General features: G+C 38.7%; 18 protein-coding genes. 12 read left to right on the top strand and 6 right to left on the bottom strand.

Annotated elements, in window-relative coordinates:
* Positions 1-8: 8 nt before the first annotated feature.
* The 5 genes from wecB to Q0A08_RS14615 all read left to right on the top strand — a co-directional run bounded on the left by wecB (position 9) and on the right by Q0A08_RS14615 (position 6,390).
* The gene (wecB, locus tag Q0A08_RS14635) at positions 9-1,127 is read left to right on the top strand and encodes a non-hydrolyzing UDP-N-acetylglucosamine 2-epimerase (protein ID WP_438462253.1); all 1,119 of its coding nucleotides are present in this window, start codon (positions 9-11) and stop codon (positions 1,125-1,127) included.
* Between the two features lie 46 nt (positions 1,128-1,173).
* Entirely contained in the window at positions 1,174-2,391 is a 1,218-nt protein-coding gene (locus Q0A08_RS14630) for a glycosyltransferase family 4 protein (protein ID WP_438462252.1), read from the top strand.
* Positions 2,392-2,561: 170 nt separating this feature from the next.
* A complete protein-coding gene (locus Q0A08_RS14625) occupies positions 2,562-3,872 on the top strand; it encodes a sugar transferase (protein WP_438462251.1) in 1,311 nt (436 codons plus the stop codon).
* 47 nt (positions 3,873-3,919) lie between these two features.
* Positions 3,920-5,236, top strand: coding sequence for an O-antigen ligase family protein (locus Q0A08_RS14620; RefSeq protein WP_438462250.1), 1,317 nt, complete (start codon positions 3,920-3,922; stop codon positions 5,234-5,236).
* On the top strand, positions 5,227-6,390 hold the full coding sequence (locus Q0A08_RS14615; RefSeq protein WP_438462249.1) for a glycosyltransferase: 1,164 nt from the start codon (positions 5,227-5,229) through the stop codon (positions 6,388-6,390). Before Q0A08_RS14620 ends, Q0A08_RS14615 begins: the two co-directional genes overlap by 10 nt.
* A 66-nt stretch (positions 6,391-6,456) precedes the next feature.
* On the opposite strand, the gene Q0A08_RS14610 is transcribed toward Q0A08_RS14615, so the two are convergent.
* The 3 genes from Q0A08_RS14610 to mqo form a co-directional block, all read right to left on the bottom strand.
* A complete protein-coding gene (locus Q0A08_RS14610; RefSeq protein WP_438462248.1) occupies positions 6,457-7,164 on the bottom strand; it encodes an FKBP-type peptidyl-prolyl cis-trans isomerase in 708 nt (235 codons plus the stop codon).
* A 222-nt stretch (positions 7,165-7,386) separates the two neighbouring features.
* A complete protein-coding gene (locus tag Q0A08_RS14605; protein ID WP_438462247.1) occupies positions 7,387-7,650 on the bottom strand; it encodes a YfcL family protein in 264 nt (87 codons plus the stop codon).
* A 95-nt stretch (positions 7,651-7,745) separates the two neighbouring features.
* Positions 7,746-9,239: a malate dehydrogenase (quinone) gene (mqo, locus tag Q0A08_RS14600; protein ID WP_438462246.1), complete on the bottom strand. Its 1,494-nt coding sequence runs from the start codon at positions 9,237-9,239 to the stop codon at positions 7,746-7,748.
* A 411-nt stretch (positions 9,240-9,650) separates the two neighbouring features.
* On the opposite strand from mqo, the gene Q0A08_RS14595 reads away from it, so the two are divergent.
* The gene (locus tag Q0A08_RS14595) at positions 9,651-10,064 is read left to right on the top strand and encodes a CBS domain-containing protein (protein ID WP_438462245.1); all 414 of its coding nucleotides are present in this window, start codon (positions 9,651-9,653) and stop codon (positions 10,062-10,064) included.
* Between the two features lie 63 nt (positions 10,065-10,127).
* On the opposite strand, the gene hslO is transcribed toward Q0A08_RS14595, so the two are convergent.
* Positions 10,128-11,021 carry an Hsp33 family molecular chaperone HslO gene (hslO, locus tag Q0A08_RS14590; RefSeq protein ID WP_438462244.1) on the bottom strand — a complete coding sequence of 298 codons (894 nt, stop codon included), beginning with the start codon at positions 11,019-11,021 and terminating at the stop codon, positions 10,128-10,130.
* Positions 11,022-11,068: 47 nt separating this feature from the next.
* Positions 11,069-11,668 (bottom strand): TIGR02444 family protein, encoded by a 600-nt coding sequence (locus Q0A08_RS14585; RefSeq protein WP_438462243.1) that lies wholly within the window; start codon positions 11,666-11,668, stop codon positions 11,069-11,071.
* 114 nt (positions 11,669-11,782) lie between these two features.
* Between Q0A08_RS14585 and Q0A08_RS14580 the strand changes: the two genes are divergently transcribed.
* The 3 genes from Q0A08_RS14580 (at position 11,783) to ppk1 (ending at position 17,270) form a co-directional block, all read left to right on the top strand.
* The gene (locus Q0A08_RS14580; protein WP_438462242.1) at positions 11,783-13,705 is read left to right on the top strand and encodes an ATP-binding cassette domain-containing protein; all 1,923 of its coding nucleotides are present in this window, start codon (positions 11,783-11,785) and stop codon (positions 13,703-13,705) included.
* Positions 13,706-13,745: 40 nt separating this feature from the next.
* On the top strand, positions 13,746-14,735 hold the full coding sequence (gene hemB, locus Q0A08_RS14575; protein WP_438462240.1) for a porphobilinogen synthase: 990 nt from the start codon (positions 13,746-13,748) through the stop codon (positions 14,733-14,735).
* Between the two features lie 192 nt (positions 14,736-14,927).
* The gene (gene ppk1, locus Q0A08_RS14570; RefSeq protein WP_438462239.1) at positions 14,928-17,270 is read left to right on the top strand and encodes a polyphosphate kinase 1; all 2,343 of its coding nucleotides are present in this window, start codon (positions 14,928-14,930) and stop codon (positions 17,268-17,270) included.
* A 71-nt stretch (positions 17,271-17,341) separates the two neighbouring features.
* On the opposite strand, the gene Q0A08_RS14565 is transcribed toward ppk1, so the two are convergent.
* Positions 17,342-18,859 (bottom strand): Ppx/GppA phosphatase family protein, encoded by a 1,518-nt coding sequence (locus Q0A08_RS14565; protein ID WP_438462238.1) that lies wholly within the window; start codon positions 18,857-18,859, stop codon positions 17,342-17,344.
* A gap of 508 nt (positions 18,860-19,367) precedes the next feature.
* Here Q0A08_RS14565 and rho point away from each other — a divergent pair.
* From rho to Q0A08_RS14550, 3 genes are all read left to right on the top strand, one after another.
* A complete protein-coding gene (gene rho, locus Q0A08_RS14560) occupies positions 19,368-20,633 on the top strand; it encodes a transcription termination factor Rho (protein ID WP_046015699.1) in 1,266 nt (421 codons plus the stop codon).
* Between the two features lie 106 nt (positions 20,634-20,739).
* Positions 20,740-22,233 carry a 4-hydroxy-3-polyprenylbenzoate decarboxylase gene (ubiD, locus tag Q0A08_RS14555; protein ID WP_438462237.1) on the top strand — a complete coding sequence of 498 codons (1,494 nt, stop codon included), beginning with the start codon at positions 20,740-20,742 and terminating at the stop codon, positions 22,231-22,233.
* Positions 22,234-22,314: 81 nt separating this feature from the next.
* A complete protein-coding gene (locus Q0A08_RS14550) occupies positions 22,315-23,028 on the top strand; it encodes an NAD(P)H-flavin reductase (RefSeq protein ID WP_438462236.1) in 714 nt (237 codons plus the stop codon).
* The last annotated feature ends 8 nt before the right edge of the window (positions 23,029-23,036 follow it).

The following is a 23,036-nucleotide window of genomic DNA, read 5'->3' as shown; positions in this document are numbered from 1 at the left end:
ATAAGTACATGAGCTTAAAAGTAATGGTAATTGTTGGTACTCGACCAGAGATAATTAAGTTAAGTCGCATATTAAGTTTGTTAGAGCAACATATGAACACAGTACTAGTTCATACAGGACAAAACTATGACTATGAACTTAATGAGGTTTTTTTTAATGACTTAGGTGTTAGAAAACCCGATTACTTTCTTGACTCTGCTAAAGGTAATGCTGCACAAACTATAGGCAGTGTTATTTCTAGTATTGACCTTGTACTAGATGATGAAAAGCCTGATGCTGTTCTTTTGTACGGTGATACAAATAGCTGTCTGTCAGTTATTCCTGTTAAAAGAAGGAAAATTCCAATTTTCCATATGGAAGCTGGAAACCGCTGCTTCGATCAACGAGTCCCAGAAGAGCTTAATAGGAAAATTGTTGATCACCTAAGTGATATAAACATGGTGCATTGTGAGCATTCAAGACGTTATTTGTTAGATGAGGGAATAAAGCCTGAAACTATTATTAAAACAGGCTCCCCTATGCGAGAAGTATTAGACTTTTATCAATCTGACATATCTTCATCAAATGTACTTGAGAGGCTAGAATTAGTACCTAAAGATTTTTTTATTGTCTCAACGCATAGAGAAGAAAATATAGATTCGGAAGAGAATTTTAACAACCTGCTAGACAGTTTGAAAGCAATTGCAGATAAGTATGGTAAAAGAGTAATAGTATCGACTCATCCAAGAACAAGAAAGAAACTAGAAGAAATTGGTTTAGAAAACTTACATGAAAAAGTTGAATTCCTTAAACCTTTAGGTTTTTTTGATTATATTAAATTGCAAAAAGAAGCTTTTTGTGTGATTTCTGATAGCGGAACAATTACAGAAGAATCTTCTATATTGAGTTTCCCTAGTATTATGATTCGTCAAGCGCATGAGAGACCAGAAGGTATGGATGTTGGCGCTGTGATTATGTCTGGACTTTCTAAGGAAAGGGTTCTTGATTCAATTGAGCTTGCTACAACAGAGCATTCGACTGTGAGTATTACTGATTATGCCCCTAATAAAGTATCAACTCATGTTGTAAAAGTAATTCAGAGCTATACAGATTACATAAATAGAACCGTATGGCATAAAGAAATTTAAGATTAATTACTTTTTACTAAAAGCCACTTGTTATTGAAGAACTCAAATGCGTATTGCAATTTTATCAGATGACTATTTACCACATAGCACTTTAGTTCACGCTAAAATGCTTCATGAACTTGCTGTTGATTTGAAAACTAAAGGAAATGACGTTGTTGTTATAACTCCAGGACTATTTAATAAAAAAGCTAAATTGCTAATTGATGAAATTGATGGTGTAACTATTTGGAAGTTTCATTCTGGTCAAACCCATGGAGCAAGTAAAATTAAAAGAGCTATTAATGAGAGTTTGTTTTCTCCAAGAGCTCTGCTTGCAATTAAGTCAGAGTTGAATAAAGAAAAGTTTGATTTATGTATTAATTATTCTCCTACAATATTTTTCGGATATTTAGCACGCTATTTAAGAAAAAACTACAATACTTATATTTACTTGATTTTACGTGATATGTTTCCTCAGTGGGTTATAGATGAAGGAATGATTTCAGGGCGTTCAATAATAGCAAAGTATTTTCGTTTTTTTGAAAAATTAAATTATGATGCGTCTAATAGTATTGGCCTCATGTCTGAGGCTAATGTCGTTTATTTCAAGTCTATATATTCGGGTTATGATAATTTAAAAGTACTTCCCAATTGGGCTGCAATAAAGCCATTCCAGGTTGAAAAATATACGCTGAATATTCGTAAAAAGCTGTCTTTGCATGATAAAGTTATATTTTTTTATGGTGGTAATATCGGACATGCTCAGGATATGGGTAATCTTATTCGCTTAGCAGAAAGGTTAAAGGGAGTTGAAAATGCTCACTTTTTATTCATTGGGCAAGGGGATGAATTTAACTTAGTAGAAAAAAGAATTCATGAGTTATCTTTGAATAATTTAACGTTGCTCCCCTCCATAAATCAGGATCAGTATAAAGAAGTTCTATCCCAGGTAGATGTGGGGTTATTTTCTTTAGCAAAAAGCCATAAGGCACATAATTTTCCTGGTAAGTTATTAGGGTATATGGTGCAATCACTACCCATTTTAGGTAGCGTAAATGATGGCAATGATTTAATTGAGTTTGTTAATAAAAAAAATGCAGGTTTTGCTTATGTTAACGGTGAAGATGAAAAACTATACCAATCAGCTTTAGAATTACTTAATAATTCATGCTTGAGAAAGTCTATAGGTGAAAATGCATTTCAGCTCTTAAATGATCATTTCTCTGTAGATACTGCATCCAAAAATATTTTATATGAAGTAAATGCTTTTTCACGTGATTTATGATTTTTATCTTTTCTTATTTAATAAAGTGTCGTTCTTGACTGCTTTTGATTTTTATTCTGGCTTTGTTTTTTCATTGATTTAGAAAAAAATTACAGGTCTTATTTAGTATGACTTTTTAATTAGTCATTGAACAGTTTAATTTTAATGAAATTTTATAAGCGAAAATATTAATGAATAACGAACACAAACTTAAATCGAGTCTTATTCTGTGGTGCTTCGGATTAATTGACTTAGTATTTCCTTTATTAATTCTTTTCTTGTTAAATGTTTTTTTTCTTGATTTTAACTGGAGAGAGTCTTATGAATGGCTAGGTATTATATCAGGGGCGTCTTTGTTGGTAGGCACGTATCTATTAAATGGTTATAGTCGTTATAAGGAAAGAACTTTCGCAAAGAAAATTGAAACAGTTTTTAAATCATGGTTTCTTAATGTTTTACTTCTTATTTTTGTTGCATACCTGAATCTCTCTATATTGAACTTTTCAAGATCTGCTATTTTGCTTTGGGCCTTTTCGACCCCCGTCGTTATACTGTTTGCTAAAGTTTCTTTTAGCTATCTATTTGATCTTTTTAATTTTTCCAGTTTGAAAGTAGTTTTTATTGGAGAGTGCTATAAATTTACTAATCGTGATTTAAAAAACCTTTCGTCAAAGAAAATTGAAAGTGTCTATATTGTACCAAATCAGTTTGAACAATATTTAAATGATGGTGATGTTGATTATTTTGTTATCAATTTAGATGCAATAGATAGTGTCGGATTCTTAAAAGACATTTCTAAATATAACTGTACTAAAACTCGCTTGATTAGCTTAAATTCTTTTATGGAAAGTTTTTTGAGAAAATGTTATGTGCCATATGAATCTATATCTCTTGATTACCTCAATGTGATTAATCCATATTCAAAGTTTGAATATTTTTTAAAAAGAGTTTTTGACCTCTCTTTTTGTTTTGTTGCATTCTCACTCTTGATCCCTTTTTTATTTTTAATTATTTACAAAATAAAAAAGGAATCGCCGGGTTCTATTCTTTTTAAGCAAAAAAGAATAGGTTTAAAGTGTAAGGGTTTTACTGTTTATAAATTTCGAACTATGCATGAAAACTCTTTTTTTAACCCATATACTGATGTGAAAGACACTAGAATTTTTCCTTTTGGAGAGTTTATGAGGAGAACGAGGGTTGATGAACTACCTCAACTTTATAATATTTTAAAAGGAGATATGCATCTGTTCGGCCCAAGGACAGAATGGGATATACTAGTCGAGAATTATGAACAGAAAATACCTTATTATCATGAACGCCATTTAATTTGTCCTGGGGTATCTGGTTGGGCACAAGTACTTTATCCATACGGATCTAACGCAGAAGATGCAAGGCAAAAACTTATGTATGACTTGTATTATATTAAACATTGGAGCATTTGGCTTGATATTGAAACTGCTTTTAGAACTTGTGCAATTGTTCTTGGTAAAAAAGGAATGTAGTTAGTTTAATAGGGCTAACGTTTTACTTGTTCTAGGTATTAATTAATATGCTGAATGTTAAAAATATTTATGAAAGCTGTTATTTTAATGGTTTTATGTTCTGTCTTATTTTAGTTTATACATCAAGCTATATAATTTTTGAAACTTTATCGAAAACCACTCTTTTGATATTTTTATTGTTTTCTTTCCCTTTGGTTGTTAAGGATAATGATTTATTTAAAAAAGATCCAATGTTTATATTGTTGCTTTTTTCTATAGTTGTTCAGTTTTTTTCTTGGGTTAATTCTCAAATTTATTTTCCAGAATTTTCGAGCGACTACCCTAAATTAGATAGGTTACTAAAACTTTTTTCATTTATATTCGTTGCATATTGGCTTGGCGGTTCAGTAAAAAGAGTCCTTATGACAATGCTTTCTTTTGTTTTAGGTTTTATTGTTAGTGTGTTTCTTTCAGTAGGATTTTATGAAAGTTTAATTGATGGGTTTAATGGATTTAGAGTTGATTTTGGGATTAAAAACGCTCAATTTACCTCAATGTTTTCTGGGGTTTCATTAATTATAACTGCTTTTTTCATTTTAAATAATAAAGTGTTTTTTGAAAAAAGATTTTTAACTTTATTTATTTTTACATTGTGTTTTACCTTCAGCTCTTTGTTTTTACTTTTCTCACAATCAAGGCAAACTTGGCTGGCAATTTCGATTACGCTGTTTCTTGCCCCTATATTTGCTAGTTTTTTATTTGAAAAATTTTCAAATAAAAAACTTTTAACTTCTTTCTTTATTATTTTACTGTGTATATATAGCTTTAGTTATACTGATTTTTTTGAAAAACGTTTTGTACAGCAAACTATTAAGATGGAAGAGGATGTAATTAATAATTTTCTTTCTGGTGATTTTGATGAAATTCCATCTTCTAGTGGGGGGATTCGATTGAAATCTTGGATTGATGCTGTAGATTGGATTGGTAATCACCCTATTTTGGGTAGTGGAGAAAATTCTATTAATCAGGTTATGCTTCAATCTAAACGCTTTACTTCAAATGTTAAAAAAAAATATACTCACCTTCATAGTTATCATATTGAGCTTTTAGTCGCGTATGGCTTATTAGGTGCACTAGTTATCTATGGAATGTATTATTGGTTAATTCGCTCTCTTGTACTCGCTCACAGAGAAAATCCTGACTTAAAAACGTATACAGTGCTTGGAATGTGTTTTTTAATTTTCTGGATCATTATTAATTCTTTTGAATCCTTTAGTTCGCGAAGTTATGGGGTGTATGTCCATAATATTATGTTTGGTTGTTTATATACTTTCTACTTTGCTCAACAGAGAAAGAAGTTAGAGGAAACTGAAGTATGCGCATAGCAGTAGTTGTTCATACTCTCAAAATGGGTGGAATGGAACGTGTAGCGACTTCTTTAGCCGACGCTTTTGTGCAATCAGGGCATAAATGTGATCTTGTTTATCTTAAAGATCGCAAGGTTGATCTTAAACCTAATACTGATGTACCTGTCCACTTGTTTAATTTAAAACGAGCTGCCTTAGGTAAGTTTCATGGCCCTATATGCTTTCTCGGCTCAAAAATTTTAAATGCTATTTTTAGAAAGTCTAATTTGTTGTGGTTTAATCGTCTTGAAGCAAAGGTTTTTGAAAGTAAGCTTAAAGCGCTAGAAGTTAAAAATGGTTCAGCATTTGATTTAGTTATTTTTAGAGGTCAGGGTACCTTTGAACATGTTTGGATATTGAATGACTCTAGGTTTGTTTTTGTTTGTGAAAATGTACAAAAGAAGTATATGTACAAAGGCCTTTCTAAAAAAGTTTTCCATTCATTATTTGATTACCGTAATGTCGCTTGTGTTTCGACTGGAGCATTAGATAGCTTTTTAGATATGGCAAAAACACATAATTTAGCATATAAAAAAGCTATTATGTTGAGTAACCCTTGCGACTTTAACTTTATCCGTGAATCCGCTAAGTCAAAAGAGTCAGTGCACGTCAAACCCTTTATTCTCGGTTTAGGTCGTTTAGTTCACCAGAAAAACTTTTCACTTTTAGTAGAAGCTTTTGCAATTGCCCGAAAAAAATATCATATTGAGCATGATTTATTAATTGTTGGTTCAGGGCCAGATGAAGTCATTATTCGTAAAAAAGTTAATGAATTAGATCTTGATAGCAGTGTTCATTTTAAAGGGAGTGTAAGTGAACCGTTCCACTATTATAAGCAGTCTGATCTTTATGTTTTAAGCTCTAAACATGAAGGTTTAGGTATGGTTCTTCTGGAGGCATTGGCCGTTCAAACTAAAGTTATTGCGACTGATTCTCCTGGTGGTGTTAGGCAGATTATGAATGGGGAACTTGAACTATTTCTGTCTGAAATGGCACCAAATGCCCTAGCTCAAAAAATAGCTTTTGCGTTATCTTTCAAAGAGACAGAAGAGTATACAAAGGATGTCGAGAGAGTGCTTTCTCAGTTCGATCGTTTTAACATTGTTGAAAAATATATCGAAGAATTTGTGTAATTAATAATTTCTTTGCAGCAATAAAAAAACCCACCATATGGTGGGTTTTTGATTTGAGTAATAAGCTTACTGAGCTTCAGCGACAGCCGGTGTTTCGATCGCTAATAGCTCCACAACAAACTTAAGTGCTGAATGTGGTGGAATAGGGCCTGTGCCGCCTGGACCGTATGCTAGGTCAGATGGGATGTATAGTTCGTACTTAGAGCCAACTGACATAAGTTGTAGGCCTTCAGTCCAGCCTGGGATTACTTGATTCAGAGGGAAGCTGATTGGCTCGCCACGCTCGTATGAGCTATCAAACACGGTGCCGTTAGCTAATGAACCTTCGTAGTTCACTTTGACTGTATCAGTCGCAACTGGCTTCTCACCAGTACCTTCTGTCACTGCTTTATAAAGCAGGCCAGAGTCAGTTTTCATTATGCCTTCTTGTGTTTCAATCGATGCTAACCACTCAACGGAACCCGCTTTAGCTTGTTCTGCTTCTTGTTCCTGAGCTACGCGTGCTTCTTCCATTTTTTGCTGTTGGAAAGCTTGGAATATACCTTTTAGTTCTTCTTCAGGGATCGCAGGAGTTTCGCCTTTATATGCTGATTGGAAACCTTTCATAAAAGAATCAATATCTAGATCTTCAACACCCATGCTTAATTGAGCACCTACCATGGTACCAAAGGTATAACCTAGTTTTTGTGACTCTGTTTCTGGGCTGTAAGTTGCGTCTGCAGCAAATGCTAGAGAGGTCGATAGCGTAAGTGCTGCAATCAATGTTTTTTTCATAAAAAGCGTTCCATTCAATAAGGTGTTATCGATATGTTAGTGTTGATTCGTAAGTTCGATCAACGGAATTATTTAAAGTTCCAAAATGCTAGTCTAGATTCCCAATCTTTACAAAAAACTTAAGAAATATCTAACATAATAAAGAGTCTTTATAAGAGCTGAGGCTATTAAGGCGATAATTCAAGGTGTATTTAAAAATAAACTTGTTTATCATCTTAAAGCTTAAGCAATCACCTTGTTCCAAAGGGCAAGAATTTGAGCTTGATCTTCTTTACTCATATTCTCATTCGCGAATGCGTCTTTGAGAGCGGCTTCAAAATTTTCATCGAACTCAACTTGACCGTGAGCATCAATGCCACCATGTACACCTAAAAGGCCTAATAAATAGGCGCAAAAGAAGAGCGTATCGTTATCTTCTGTAGTGTGTTCAATTTCTCTTAATTGGTCGCAAATTTGATCTGCGCGTTGGGCAAATGACATTGTCATAAAAGGTATCCTATCTTTATTTTTTTACCAATAGTTCTATAAAACAAAGCCGCTATATAAGCGGCTTTATTTATTCTTATGGAGTTAGCTTGGTATTAAATGGCTGGCATATCACCAAGTTTTAGTGTGCTAAGAGTACGGCTTCTTACCTGTTTCAGCAACTCTTTATCTTGAATCAAAGATAGCCCATAAGAAGGCACCATCTCTTTCAACTTAGCTTGCCACTCTGGGCTATTCATTTTATCTGCAAAGCAGCGTTCAAGAATGCCTATCATGGTATTCACGGTTGTCGATGCACCTGGTGAAGCGCCTAATAGAGCGGCTAAGCTCCCATCATTTGAGGCAATCGCTTCGGTACCAAATTCAAGCTTACCGCCGCCAGTTTCTTTGTCTTGTTTGATGATCTGAACACGTTGGCCAGCATAGGCTAGTTCCCAGTCTTCATCTTTAGCATTAGGATAAAAGGTTCTAAGTGCATCAACTCGATCTGCTTGAGTCTGTCTCACTTCGCTCACAAGGTATCGAGTCAAATCCATGTTATTTTTGCCAACTGAAAGCATTTGCTTAAGATTATTAAGTTTGATGCTTTTTGGTAAATCTAAGAAGGAGCCGTTTTTCAAGAATTTAGTGGTAAAGCCAGCAAAAGGGCCAAACAAAATAGCTTTTTTACCATCTATGATACGAGTATCTAAATGAGGGACAGACATAGGTGGCGCACCTATCGGAGCTGCGCCATAAACTTTGGCAAAGTGTTGCTCAACAATTTCAGGCTTATCACATACAAGCCACTGTCCACTTACAGGGAAGCCGCCATAGCCTTTACTTTCTTCGATGCCAGACATTTGTAAAAGCGGTAGTGCACCACCGCCTGCACCAAGGAAAACAAACTTACTGTTAATAGTCTGCTTTTGGTTTTTATCTTCAAGGTCGACATCCCAGCTGCCATCTTCTTGCTTAGAGAAGCCAGTGACACTAGTGCTGAGAAGTAAATCGACACTTTCATCATTATCAAGGAAAAGGCTCATGTTACGCGCTAAAGCGCCAAAATTTACATCTGAGCCATGAGCGATACGTGTTGCAGCACAAGCTTCATTGATATCACGGTCCTTCATGATAAGCGGCATCCACTTAGCGAGAACGTCAGGGTCTTCTGAATATTCCATACCCGCAAATAAATGATGCTCTTTCAGTGCTGCATATCGTGTGCGTAAAAAGTTAACGTTCTTTTCGCCCCAAACTAGGCTTTGGTGCGGAACGGAATTGATAAACTTACCTGCTTCAGGCAAAACGCCTTGCTCAACAAGGTAAGACCAAAACTGCAAGCTCACTTCAAATGCGGCGTTAATCTCTAACGCTTTATCAGTGCTGACGCTACCGTCTTGGTTTTCTGGTGTGTAGTTTAATTCGCAATAGGCCGCGTGGCCTGTGCCAGCGTTATTCCAGCCATCCGTACTTTCTTGTGCCACATTGTCTAAGCGTTCAACCAATGTGATTTTTAATGAAGGGTCAAGCTGCTTTAGCAGCGTGCCAAGGGTAGTGCTCATCGCACCAGCCCCTACTAATAGTACATCTACAGATTTCTGGGTCATTACTGTATCGCCATTTCATCGCCAATTTTGGTGGATTGAGAGCAATCTTTAACATCTATTTTGTACGTTATAGTACTTATTATTGTGAGTAAAAATGGATAATTTTACTTAAAGTTGCTTCTCTCAACAGTATGATAATTCAGGTCAGGTTATGACCAGTATGTAACTTTCTGTTGCGTGGATGGGCTAAATTATACGGATTTTATGATCAATGTCTTGTTAGACATCGGTATGATGCGTATTTATCTCTGTTATGTTTATTATTAGTTCGAGTATATTGGTAAAACTCAGACGATGTCAGATTTTGACTAAGATTTTGCGTATTTTAGTGATAAAGTTTAGATACTGTTCTTTCTGTTTTTTGGTTTTTAAAACAAACGTTTCTATTTTGTGTAAGGAGAACTTGATCAGGTGAAGAGTTTAACAATTGCTCAGGTGATGAAGGCTGATCCTATCTTTGTTGATATGGATACCCGTTTAGGTGAGGTGAGAAATTTATTGGAGAAGCATGCTTTTCATCACCTACCGGTATTAGATGGGGAAGAATTGGTGGGGATTATCTCTGATAGGGATATCCTTAGATTGTTAAGCCCTTTCCTAGATACGGCGGCAGAAATGACAAGGGATCTAGATGTGCTTGATAAGGCGGCTCATCAAGTGATGACACGACAACCTATCTGTGTGTCGCTGGATGACTCATTAAACAAGGTTGTTGAATGGATGCTTAGCGCACGCATATCCTGTATACCTGTTTTGGATAAGGGGCATCTCGTGGGAATAATAACCTGGAGAGATCTGGTCTCTTTGATGGAGTTCGACACTTAATCTAGGCGTAAAGCCGTTTTACCCCTAGATTATTTAGTCAGCATTCTGAATGGGTTTCAAATACTAGTGAGTTTTTGCGTGTTCACCAAGAACATGGACTAAATCCGCTTCTATAAATTGGTAGTGTTCTGCACAGAACTGGCAATCAATATTGATAGAGCCTTGTTCTAATAAAATCTCTTTTATCTCTTCTGCACCAATTGAAATTAATGCTTCAAGCGTTCTTTGGCGAGAGCAAGAGCAATTGAACTGCATTGCTTTAGCATCATAAAAGCGTAACTCTTCTTCATGATATAGGCGATGAAGAAGTTCTAGTGTATCAAGTTTTAAAAGCTCTTCATCTTTCACTGTTGAAGCTAGATGTACGAACCTTTCCCAAGCGTCTTCATCGTCTTCTTTTGCTTGTTCCGCAGGTAATCTTTGTAGAAATAGGCCTGCACAGCTTGCGCCGTCAGCGGCTAACCAGACACGGCTAGGTAATTGCTCGGATTGAGTAAAATATTGCTCGAGGCATTCTGCTAAAGAATTACCCACTAGTTCAACAACGCCTTGGTATCTGCGACCATTGGTTGGTGTAATGGTAATAACAAGGTAGCCACCTGCTAGGGTTTCTTTTAGCGATATCTGTTCAGGGAACTCTGCACCGTCTTGCCACTGGGCAATACCACGTAAATTTTGTAGTTCATCACATTCCACCATAATAGCGGATAACTCACCTTCACCCTTTGCTTGTAACGAAAGGACGCCATCAATCTTGATAATGTCTCTGAGAAGCGCAATTGCTGCCACAAATTCACCTAATAGGTTTTCTAGAGGAGCAGGGTAGTTTTTGCGTTGAATGATCTCTTGATAAGCTTGATTCAAAATAACGCGCTCACCGCGTACATTGGTATTATCAAAAGAAAAGCGTTGGATTTCGTTTAATTGATTCGCACTTAGTTGGCTTGTGTCGTTCACGGTCGTATTACCTTAGCTTGTAAGGAGGCAGGCTTAAATTTGTCTCATTACTTAATGTTAAATTTACCTTCTATTTTACGCTCGCTATCAATAATCATCCACTGGCTAAATTCCTTTATTAGCTTAGGTTCAGGTTTTTTTTCATGACATTGAGAAAATGCCTGCCAGCAAAGACTTAAGTTGAATTCAAGAAGGGCATTAAAATTGCCGTAATTTTTCTGTTCTGTAAGAGTCAACTCACTTATATAACTGCGTTTTATTGCATAAAGTAAGGCCTGCGCTTTTTGTTCTGCCCTAAGTTCACAGGCTTTTAATTGCTTATAAAGAGGGTCTTGTTTAGAATTTTCGCCAACATTTTTTCGTGCCAGCCTAATAGAAGGAATAATCTCACTTAACCAGTTTTGTAATTGGCTATTTTGTTTTATGAATTGAGGCTCTAGAATGCAGCCTTCAGCACTTAGCCAAATACTATAAAGCAGAAGATTGACCTGCATATTATGTTGGTCTTGCAAGGCCAGACAATAGTTCGCAACCTCAGGTTTAACATATAAATCAAGAGAGAATTGCCAAAATGCATTCAGTAGCAAGGCTTCGTCTTGCTCTTCTATCGCTTGGTTAGTGGTAGTTTTTGAATGAGCTGAGCACATAGAACACCTTATATTCGCACTTTGTATTTCAAATAATAGTTAGCGCGTAATGATCCTTATAGAAACTAACTGCTCATTGAAAGCAGAACAGCATGACTAGAGAATAATTGAAACATGATCCAGTTTACCCAAGTAAGTTTACAGCGAGGCCGTCAATTTCTGCTAGAAATGGCTGATTTGACCATATATGAAGGCCAAAAAGTAGGCTTGATTGGCGCTAATGGCGCAGGTAAATCATCACTTTTTGCTATGTTGCGTGGTGATCTTCATGCCGATACTGGCGAAGTGGTCTTCCCTCAGCAAAGACGCATTGCCTTTATGGCACAGGAAGTCACAGATACTGATCGTAGTGCATTAGATTATTGTCTTGATGGTGATGAATGGCTAAGAGAAATTGAAGCAAAAATAGAACAAGCGGAACAGAAAAACGATGCTAGTGCTCATGCCCATTGGTTAGGTGAGTTTGAAACTGCCCATGGTTATAGCTCAAGGTCGAGAGCTGAGACTTTGCTGCAAGGTTTGGGTTTTAAAATGGCAGATATGGCGAAACCAGTGACTGACTTTTCTGGTGGTTGGCGTATTCGTTTGAACCTTGCCAAAGCCCTTATGTGTCCTTCTGATGTGTTATTGCTTGATGAGCCGACTAACCACTTGGATCTCGATGCTGTGATGTGGTTAGAGTCTTGGTTGCGACAATATCCTGGTACTCTGATTCTTATCTCTCACGACAGAGACTTCTTAGATGCCATTACTACCCACATTATTCATCTATATCAGAAAAAGCTGACTGTCTATAAAGGAAATTACTCAGATTATGAGCGCCAGCGTGCTGCTCATCTAGCACAACAGCAAGCTAACTATGAGCGCCAACAAACGCGTAAAGCACACTTGCAAACCTATGTAGATAGATTCAGGTATCAGGCGACTAAAGCTAAGCAGGCGCAAAGTCGCTTGAAAATGTTGGAGAAAATGGGCGATATCGCCCCTGCTCATATTGATTCACAATTTCAGTTCAGCATTCCAGTAGCAGATAAAACATCTGCACAGTTGGTTAACCTGGTCGAAGCTGATTTGGGTTATCAAGTGGAGGGAACGGGTCCAATATCTCAATTGCCTCACTGTAATTTCAATTTACGAGATGGCCAGCGCATTGGTTTGTTGGGGCCAAATGGTGCCGGTAAATCAACCCTAATTAAATCTCTGGTAGGCGAACTCGCCTTGCTTAGTGGTAATAGAGTGTGTGGTGAGAATCTAAAAATTGGCTACTTCTCGCAACATCAGTTAAGCGCCTTAGACCTTGATGCCAGCCCAGTGCTTCATATTCAAAGGTTAACTGCGACAGCGCTAGAAAGTGACATACGTCGTTATTTAGGTGGTTTTGGCTTTATTGGTGATGATGCATTGCGTACAGTGCGTGATTTTTCTGGTGGCGAAAAAGCGCGTTTGGCTTTGTCACTAATTGCATGGACCAAACCTAACCTACTGATTCTTGATGAGCCGACTAACCATTTAGATCTAGAAATGCGCCAAGCACTGACTGAAGCATTGCAAGAATTCCCTGGTTCTATCTTATTGGTATCTCACGATCGACACCTACTTAACAGTACTGTAGATGAGTTCTATTTGGTTGCGGATAACCTGATTGCTGAGTTTGATGGTGATTTAGCCGCTTATTATGATTGGTTGCAAAAACGACAGTTAGCTGGTCGCCAGCAAGAAAAAGCTAACGCTAATGTTAATCTTGAGAAGGTTGATAAAAAAGAAGAAAGGCGTAAAGCCGCAGAACTAAGGCAGCAGCTGAGGCCCCTTAGAAAACTCATCGAGAAACATGAAAAAGCCGTACATAAAGCACAAGAAAAACTCGATGATATCAGTGAGAAAATGGCTGATGGCGAGCTTTATGAAGCAAAGAACAAAGATAAGTTGCAGGCCTTATTAGCGGATGAGGCTAAATGGAAAAAAGAATTGGAAGACAGTGAAGAAGCTTGGTTCGAGGCACAAGAAAGCCTAGAAGAGGCAGAAGCGTCTCTCAGTTAAGTTAGATATTTCAATTAAGAGGCTTTTAAGGAGCAACCTAATGACATTCCCTCTAGTGCGTATGCGTAGAATGCGTAAAGACAGTTTTTCTCGTCGTTTAATGCAGGAAAACCAAGTCACTGCCAATGACCTCATTTATCCTATGTTTGTGATAGAAGGTGAAAATGAGCGTGAAACTGTGCCTTCCATGCCGGGTGTAGAACGTGTATCTCTTGATCAGCTTTTACTTGAAGCTGCTGAATTGGTTGAGCTTGGTATACCTGCGATTGCATTGTTTCCAGTGGTCCCAGCAGAGAAAAAGTCACTTGAAGCCGAAGAAGCTTATTCTGATGATGGTTTAGCTCAGAGAGCCGTTCGTGCACTTAAATCTGCTTTTCCTGATTTAGGTGTGATTACTGATGTTGCACTTGACCCTTTTACCACGCATGGGCAGGACGGCATTATTGATGACACAGGCTACGTATTAAATGATGTCACCACAGAAATCTTAGTCCATCAGGCTCTTTCTCATGCTAAAGCGGGTGCAGATGTTGTTGCGCCATCAGACATGATGGATGGCCGAATCGGCGCTATTCGTGAAGCGCTTGAAGCGAATGGCTTTATCAATACCCGCATCATGGCGTATTCAGCAAAATATGCATCTGCTTATTATGGCCCTTTCCGTGATGCGGTAGGTTCAAGTGGTAACCTAGGTAAAAGTAACAAATTCAATTACCAGATGGATCCAGCTAATTCTGACGAAGCCATCCGTGAAGTGCAATTAGATATTGAAGAAGGCGCGGATATGGTGATGGTAAAGCCTGGCATGCCATATTTGGATATTGTTCGTCGTGTTAAGACTGAGCTTGCCGTTCCTACTTTTGCTTATCAAGTGAGCGGTGAATATGCCATGCAGATGGCTGCCTTTGCCAATGGCTGGTTAGATAAAGATACCGTCATGATGGAATCTTTGTTGGCTTTTAAGCGAGCTGGCGCAGATGGGATTTTGACGTATTTTGCTAAAGATGTAGCACGTTTACTTAAAGCTTAAGGTCCTTTTTGCTTTAAATTTGAATTATTTAGCAATAAAAATATGTGTTAGTACAAGGATGTACGTTAATTTCATAAAATTGTGTTATACAAGTAAGAGTGATTAATAAAAAGTCAGCTCTTAGGATAATAGAATTTTATTCAAAACAGAGCGTAATACTTACACCTTAGTTGATTTGAGGTAGTGACGCGCATGGTTGATCTAGTAGAACATAATGCACCAGAAACAGTGAAAACATTAGAGAAGAAGCTGGTGGAAAAGAAAGTGACGGAAAAGAAAACTAGCGACAAGAAATCGCCTGAAAAAAAAGCAGCAGAGAAAAAAACGTTAGACAAAAAAGAAATGAACGAAAAGAAAGAGTCTCCTGCTGTCGAGACGAGAGACGTTAATGAGCCTGCGTTAGAAACGATTCCAGAACAGCCTCAAGACCTAAACAAACTCGCAATAGATAAACGTAAGCCGGAAGAAATAGATCTCAATGACTCTGAGTTATATTTTAACCGAGAGTTAAGCAATCTCGCTTTTCACGCTCGTGTATTAGAGCAGGCGATAGATGAAAACCACCCAGTGCTTAACCGTCTCATGTTTCTTTGTATTTTTAGTAGTAACATGGATGAGTTTTTTGAGATTCGTGTTGCTGGCCTAAAAAGCCAATTAGAATTCAGTCGTGAACAAACCGGCCCAGACGGCCTTTATCCAAAAGAAGTTTTACGTCAAATCAGTGACCAAGCGCATAAACTGGTTCGTCGTCAGTACCGTATTTTAAATGACATTATCTTTCCTAAACTATCTGAACATAATGTTCACTTTATACGTCGTAGTTTATGGACTGAGTCACAAGCGGCTTGGGTTAAAAAATATTTCCGTGAAAATGTCTTGCCTATTATTAGCCCTATTGGACTAGACCCTGCACACCCTTTCCCTCGTCTTGCTAATAAAACCTTCAACTTTGTAGTTGAACTAGAAGGGCGAGATGCCTTCGGGCGTGAAAACGGCCTTGCTATCGTACCTGCGCCAAGTTCATTACCGCGTTTGGTAAAAATGCCTGCTGAAGTGAGTGAAGATGGTGATAATTTAGTTTTCCTGTCTTCTATCATTCACGCCCATGCGGATCAGCTATTCCCTGGCATGACAGTAAAAGGCAGCTATCAATTCCGTCTGACACGTAATGCTGACTTGGAAGTTGACTCAGACGATATCGGTTTAGATTTAGCAGGTGCCTTAAGAACAGAGCTACAAACACGCCACTATGGTAGTTCAGTACGTTTGGAAGTTGCCGAAAATTGCCCAAAAAGTGTCATTACTTCTTTGCTTGATCAGTTCGACTTGCATGAAAATGACCTTTATTTGATTGACGGCCCTGTTAACTTAAGTCGACTCCTTGCCGTGCTTGATTTAGTGGATCGTCCTGATCTTTTGTACTCTCCATTCTCTCCGGGTTTACCGCGCAAGCTGTCTACTTCTAAAGGGGATGATATGTTTGAGGCGATAAGGCAAAAAGATTACCTCTTGATGCATCCTTATGAATCTTTCGCCCCTGTGATTGATTTCTTAAGTAATGCAGCGAAAGATCCAAATGTGGTTGCTATTCGTCAAACGCTTTATCGTACTGGAGCTCGTTCCCCTATTGCCAATGCCTTGGTAGATGCCGCGCGTAATGGTAAAGAGGTGACCGTAGTCATTGAGCTAAGAGCGCGTTTTGATGAGGCGGAAAACCTTGCCTTAGCAAGTAGGCTACAAGATGCCGGGGCGATTGTCGTCTACGGGGTTGTTCGCCATAAAACTCATGCCAAAATGATTCTAATAGTGCGTCGTGAAGGCAGTGTTCTAAGACGTTATGTACACCTAGGAACGGGTAACTACCATGCTGGTAATGCGCGTTTATACACTGATTACAGTCTGCTGACCTGTGATAGTGATATCGGTGAAGATATTCATAAAGTATTCCAACAGTTAACCGGTATGAGTAAAGAGTTGAAGGTGAAGAAAATCCTTCACGCTCCTTTTACTTTAAGAGATCGTTTGCTGGATATGATTGCCAAAGAAGCTGAAAGTGCTAGAAGTGGTAATCCATCGAGAATCATTATTAAAGTTAATTCACTTACCGAGCAAAGGTTAGTGCAGGCGCTTTATAAAGCCTCTCAAGCAGGGGTTAAAATTGACCTGATTGTGCGTGGAATATGTACCCTGCGACCTGGCATTAAAGGTGTGTCTTCAAATATTAAGGTGCGTTCGATTATTGGGCGTTTCTTGGAGCATACAAGGGTCTATTACTTCTACAATAACCGCTCTCCTTTGGTGTATTTATCAAGTGCTGATGGCATGGATAGAAACTTGAACAACCGAATTGAAGTTGCTTTCCCTATTCAAGACCCGAAACTAGCGAGACGTGTTAAGAAAGAGTTAGAAACTTATATTACGGATAATACTCAAAGCTGGGTGTTACAAAACGATGGATCATACCAACTTAATAAACCCCGTAAGGGCGAGTACAGAAGTGCACAACGTACCTTGTTAAGTAATTTAGCTGACTAGTTTGATTATTTAATTATAGGAATGAAAAAGGCCGAGAATCATTCTCGGCCTTTTTGTATCTAACTTTTTGATTAACTAAAGGTGAGAGTGAAGTTTTTGGCCAATAGATAATCGGCTTCGAGCTGTAAATTTGCGAATGTTAATGGACGTGCTTCAAGCCAACCGGGTAAGAACTCTATATGTAGGGTGTTGTCTTTTGCCTTCATTGAAAAGATAGGCATATCACCTTCTTTTCTATCATGATGTAGGTTGATAGCAAAACGCAGTAATACAGCTAATCTGTCTAGTTCCTGTTGATCCCTTCGAGTAAAGCGGTAATTTAATGACTGAGTAAATTTACGGCGGTGGCGCAAAATTAAGTTGGCTAACGCCTGTTGTTCTTGTTGAGAGAAGCCAGGCAAATCAGATTCACTGATAATATAAGCCCCATGCTTGTGGTATCGACTATGGGATATTCCCATGCCTACCTCATGAAGTAGGCTTGACCAGCGTAAGAAGTTCTCACTAGAGATACTGTTTATTTGCCAATCTTCTTTGACTTGAGCCAAAGCGGATAGGCCAGTATGCGCAACTAGCTTCGCTTGCTCTTTATCTATGTGATATTGGTTTAATAAGTATTGAACCGTTGTTTCACGAATGTCTTTCTCAGCGTAACGGCCCATCACATCAAAGAGTACGCCTTCACGTAAGGCACCTACAGATAAGTCCATGCTTTTAATTTGAAAACATTCAAATACGGCAGTTAAAATGGCAAGGCCTGCAGCAAAGGTCGTTTTGCGCTCTGCCTTAAGGCCTGCTAGGTCAAGATTATCCGCGTGACCCGCATCAAATAAGGCTTTTTGAATGGTTTTGATGCCTTTAAGCGTGATGCCTTTTTTGCCCCAATTATTTTCCTTAATAATATTAAAAGCGGCTTTAATCGTGCCAGATGAACCTATAGCAAGATCCCAGTTTTCTTCAAGGTAATCATCTTGAATACTTAACATCTCAAGTCTTGCCGCAGTCACTGCTTTTTGGAAGTTTGACTTGGTAATGCTGCCATCTTTAAAGAAACGTTGTCTAAAACCAACACAACCCATGTGCAGGCTTTCTGTGAGAATAGGTTTTTGTTGGCTACCTATGATGAACTCAGTACTACCGCCACCGATATCGACCACTAAACGTTTTTGTTCTCCGTGGTCCATCGTATTGGCAACACCTACATAGATAAGCCGTGCTTCTTCACGGCCTGCGATGACTTCAACCGGATGGGGGATGATATCCATTGCTTCGCCGATAAAGTCATAACGGTTCTTAGCGACTCTAAGCGCGTTGGTGCCGACAATTCGAACTGAACCTAAAGGCATGTTCTCAATTACTTGAGCGAAGCGTGTTAAGCAAGCTAAGCCCCTTTGTTGGGATTCATCGTCGAGAATATTATTTTGTAGGCCAGCAGCCAATTGAACCTTTTCGCCATACTCTCCCACGACTCTGAGTTGTCCATGGGTAACCTGAGCTATGACCATATGAAAGCTGTTTGAGCCTAGGTCTATAGCGGCAATTTTTTCAAAAGGAAGATTGTGAGCAGGTTGTTGAAAAAGTGACTGCATACAAAAGGAGCCTTAATGTGCTTGATTAATACAGGTGCAGATTATCTCAGATGAGCTGATAAGTCATGATTTTGCGTAATTATGAGCATAGTTTTAGTGAATTTATGCGACTTTTTACCTAACCTATAAAGCCTAGAGGGGCTCATTAATGCGGTCTGGCAGGCTTAAAATGTAAAATTTGCTAAAAATTGATCAAAAAAGTGATTTTTCCATTTTTTTTCTATAGACCTTAACAATAACACCAACTATAGTAGGTGTGTTCTTGATCATTCAAATGCGTTTATTTCTTTTATTTATTGCGCTTAAGCAATAAGTTATAGGCTTTGAGAACAAGAGTTCCAATCAAATCGTTACGCGCTATTTTTCAACATTGTTTCAGAAATTGTGTCTCGGTCAAATTATTATTAAGATGCTTCCTGATTAAGATTAAATATGTATATATTAACGTATTGTCAAATTAGAGTAGTCCTGTCAATTTTCCTCAATTAGAAATCGTAAAAATCCGTTTATGAACCTTACCGAATTAAAACAGAAATCAGTACAAGAATTATTAAACATCGCAGCTGAAATGGGTTTAGATAACCTTGCTCGATCCCGTAAACAAGATGTTATTTTCGCTATTCTTAAGCGACACGCTAAAAGCGGTGAAGACATTTACGGCGATGGTATCTTGGAAATCTTACAAGATGGCTTTGGCTTCTTGCGTTCACCAGATAGTTCTTACTTAGCAGGTCCTGATGATATTTATGTATCACCTAGCCAAATACGCCGATTCAACTTGCGTACAGGTGACACTATTGCCGGTAAGATTCGTCCACCAAAAGATGGTGAGCGTTATTTTGCGTTGCTAAAAGTTAATGAAATTAACTTTGATAAGCCTGACAGCGTTCGTAACAAAATTCTTTTTGAAAACCTAACGCCTTTATTTGCAGATCAGCGTTTGGTAATGGAAGCAGGTAATGGTTCTACTGAAGATGTCACTTCACGAATCATTGACCTTGTTGCTCCAATGGGTAAAGGTCAACGTGCCTTGGTGGTTTCTCCGCCAAAAGCAGGTAAAACCTTCATGCTGCAAAATATCGCTAATGCGATTACCCGCAACAACCCAGAAACACACCTAATTGTATTACTTATCGACGAGCGTCCTGAGGAAGTAACTGAAATGTCACGTACCGTACGTGGCGAAGTGGTTGCTTCTACTTTTGATGAGCCACCAAGCCGTCACGTACAAGTAGCTGAAATGGTAATCGAGAAAGCGAAGCGTTTGGTAGAACACAAACGTGACGTCGTTATCCTATTAGACTCTATTACTCGTCTAGCGCGTGCTTACAACACAGTAATTCCTTCTTCTGGTAAGGTATTAACGGGTGGTGTTGATGCCAATGCACTTGAGCGTCCTAAACGTTTCTTTGGTGCTGCACGTAATATCGAAGAAGGTGGCAGCTTAACTATTATTGCGACTGCTTTGGTTGATACTGGTTCTAAAATGGATGAAGTTATCTTTGAGGAATTCAAAGGAACAGGTAACTGTGAACTTCACCTAGACCGTAAGATTGCTGAAAAGCGTACTTTCCCTGCGATTAACATTCGCCGTTCAGGTACTCGTCGTGAAGACTTGCTGACATCTGAAGACGAACTGCAACGTATGTGGATTTTGCGAAAACTGCTTAATCCAATGGAAGATGTTGCCGCAACAGAATTCTTAATCGATCGTCTGAAAGTTACTAAGACCAACGATGAGTTCTTTGATGCTATGAAGGGTAAAGGTAAATAAGCCTAAGCCCTAGTTAAAAAAACCACTTTTATAGTGGTTTTTTTTGCCTCATTTTTTATTTAGTTTGGCCATAGCCTAGCCAAAACTATGTCCTAAGAGAGTCGTCATGAAATACAAAGACCTTCGAGACTTTATTGCTGTCCTTGAGAAGCAAGGGGAGCTGATTCGTATACAAGCCGAAGTTGATCCTTATCTTGAAATGACAGAGATCAGTGATAGAACCTTACGTAGTGAAGGGCCTGCTTTGTTATTTGAAAACCCTAAAGGCCATGACATGCCTGTATTAGCTAACTTGTTTGGTACGCCAAAACGGGTTGCTATGGGGATGGGGAAAGAATCTGTTACCGCACTTCGTGAAATTGGTGAGTTGTTAGCATTCTTGAAAGAGCCTGAGCCGCCAAAAGGCATGAAAGACGCTTGGCAAAAGCTACCTATTTTCAAACAAGTCATGAACATGGGGCCAAAAGTGGTTAAGTCGGCCCCCTGTCAGGAAGAAGTGTTTGAAGGCGATCAAGTTGATCTGAATAAAATCCCAATTCAAACCTGCTGGCCTGGTGATGCTGCGCCGTTAGTGACTTGGCCCTTAGTTATTACTAAAGGGCCTCATAAATCACGTCAAAACTTGGGTATTTACCGCCAACAGTTGATTGGGAAAAACCGCCTTATTATGCGCTGGTTATCTCATCGTGGTGGCGCATTAGATTTTCGTGAATGGCTGCAAGAACACCCTGGCGAACCTTTCCCGATTACTGTGGTGCTAGGGGCAGATCCCGCGACTATTTTGGGTGCAGTAACACCTGTGCCAGATACCTTGTCTGAATATGCGTTCGCTGGTTTGTTAAGAGGCAGTAAAACAGAGCTTATCAAATGTATTGGTAATGATTTACAGGTACCAGCCAGTGCGGAAATCGTATTGGAAGGCTTTATCTATCCAGATGATGAAGCGGTCGAAGGGCCTTTTGGCGACCATACAGGTTACTATAACGAGCAAGATACTTTCCCTGTTTTTACGGTAGAAAGAATCACTCAACGTCGCAATCCAATCTACCATAGTACTTATACTGGACGTCCACCAGATGAACCGGCTATTTTGGGTGTTGCTTTAAATGAAGTATTTGTACCTATACTTAGAAAGCAGTTCCCAGAAATTGTTGACTTCTACTTGCCACCTGAAGGCTGTTCGTATCGTATGGCAGTGGTGACCATGAAGAAGCAATATCCAGGTCATGCTAAACGAGTCATGTTAGGTGTTTGGTCTTTCCTACGTCAGTTTATGTATACCAAGTTTGTGATTGTCTGTGATGATGATGTTAATGCCAGAGATTGGAATGATGTTATTTGGGCAATTACCACACGTATGGACCCAGCAAGGGATACCACCTTGATTGAAAATACCCCGATAGATTATTTGGATTTTGCCTCACCCGTGTCTGGGTTAGGCTCCAAAATGGGGATGGACGCGACTAACAAATGGCCAGGTGAAACGGATAGAGAATGGGGCGTACCCATTGAAATGACATCTGAAGTGAAAAACAAAGTAGATGATATTTGGTCTTCTTTAGGTATCGAAGAGGCGATTTCAGGTAAATCTGCAAAGTAAATTTGCCTTATACCTAGTCATCACAACGCAAAATTAAAAAATAAGCCCAGAAGGGCAGACTCGAGAGAACGGAGTAATAGCGTGAACGAAGTAATCGCAAAGGTAAGCAAGGTTGAGCTAATTAACCAAAATGTCTATCAGGTTAGCCTTGATGTGCCTGTGGATAGCTTTATTGCTGGGCAATATTTGATGATTCATTTGCCAAGTGGTGAAAGTGTCCCTTACTCCATAGGCAGTGCTGCCCATGAACTACCCAGTTTACAGCTTTATATTTTGGTAGCAGATGAAGCATCTTTGGCCTTTAAAGTGATTTCTTACCTTAAAGAGAATGAAACTGTCAGCCTTAAGATTCCTGGCGGTGATTGCCATATTGAAAATGGCGCATTGAAAGAATCAGTGGATCAGGTTTTATTAGTGGCTGGTGGTACTGGTTTTGCGCAAATGAAGAGTATGTACGATGCGCTGACTGAGCAAAATTATCAGGGTAAAGTGTCTCTATATTGGGGAGTACGTACGCCAGAAGATAGCTTCTTAGTTGATTGGATTGAGAGTAAAGACAATATCAGTCTGGTAGCCAACGAAGCAGAGGCGGATTGGCAAGGTACTACTGGTTGGTTATATGAAAAAATCGTAGCGGATAACCCTGATCTAAGTCGTTCAGTGGCTTATGTTAGCGGTTCGCCTGGTATGGTATATGGCACGTTAGATAAGCTTGAAGAAGCAGGACTTGCACATGACGCTAGCTTCTCGGATGTGTTTGCTTATGCGCCACGACCAGAGAAGCCACAGCTTTAGATATTTGC

Source organism: Marinomonas sp. PE14-40 (assembly GCF_051623805.1).
GTDB lineage: Bacteria > Pseudomonadota > Gammaproteobacteria > Pseudomonadales > Marinomonadaceae > Marinomonas.
The sequence above is the reverse complement of the archived record's forward strand: the minus strand, read 5'-3'. Positions and strand labels throughout refer to the sequence as shown.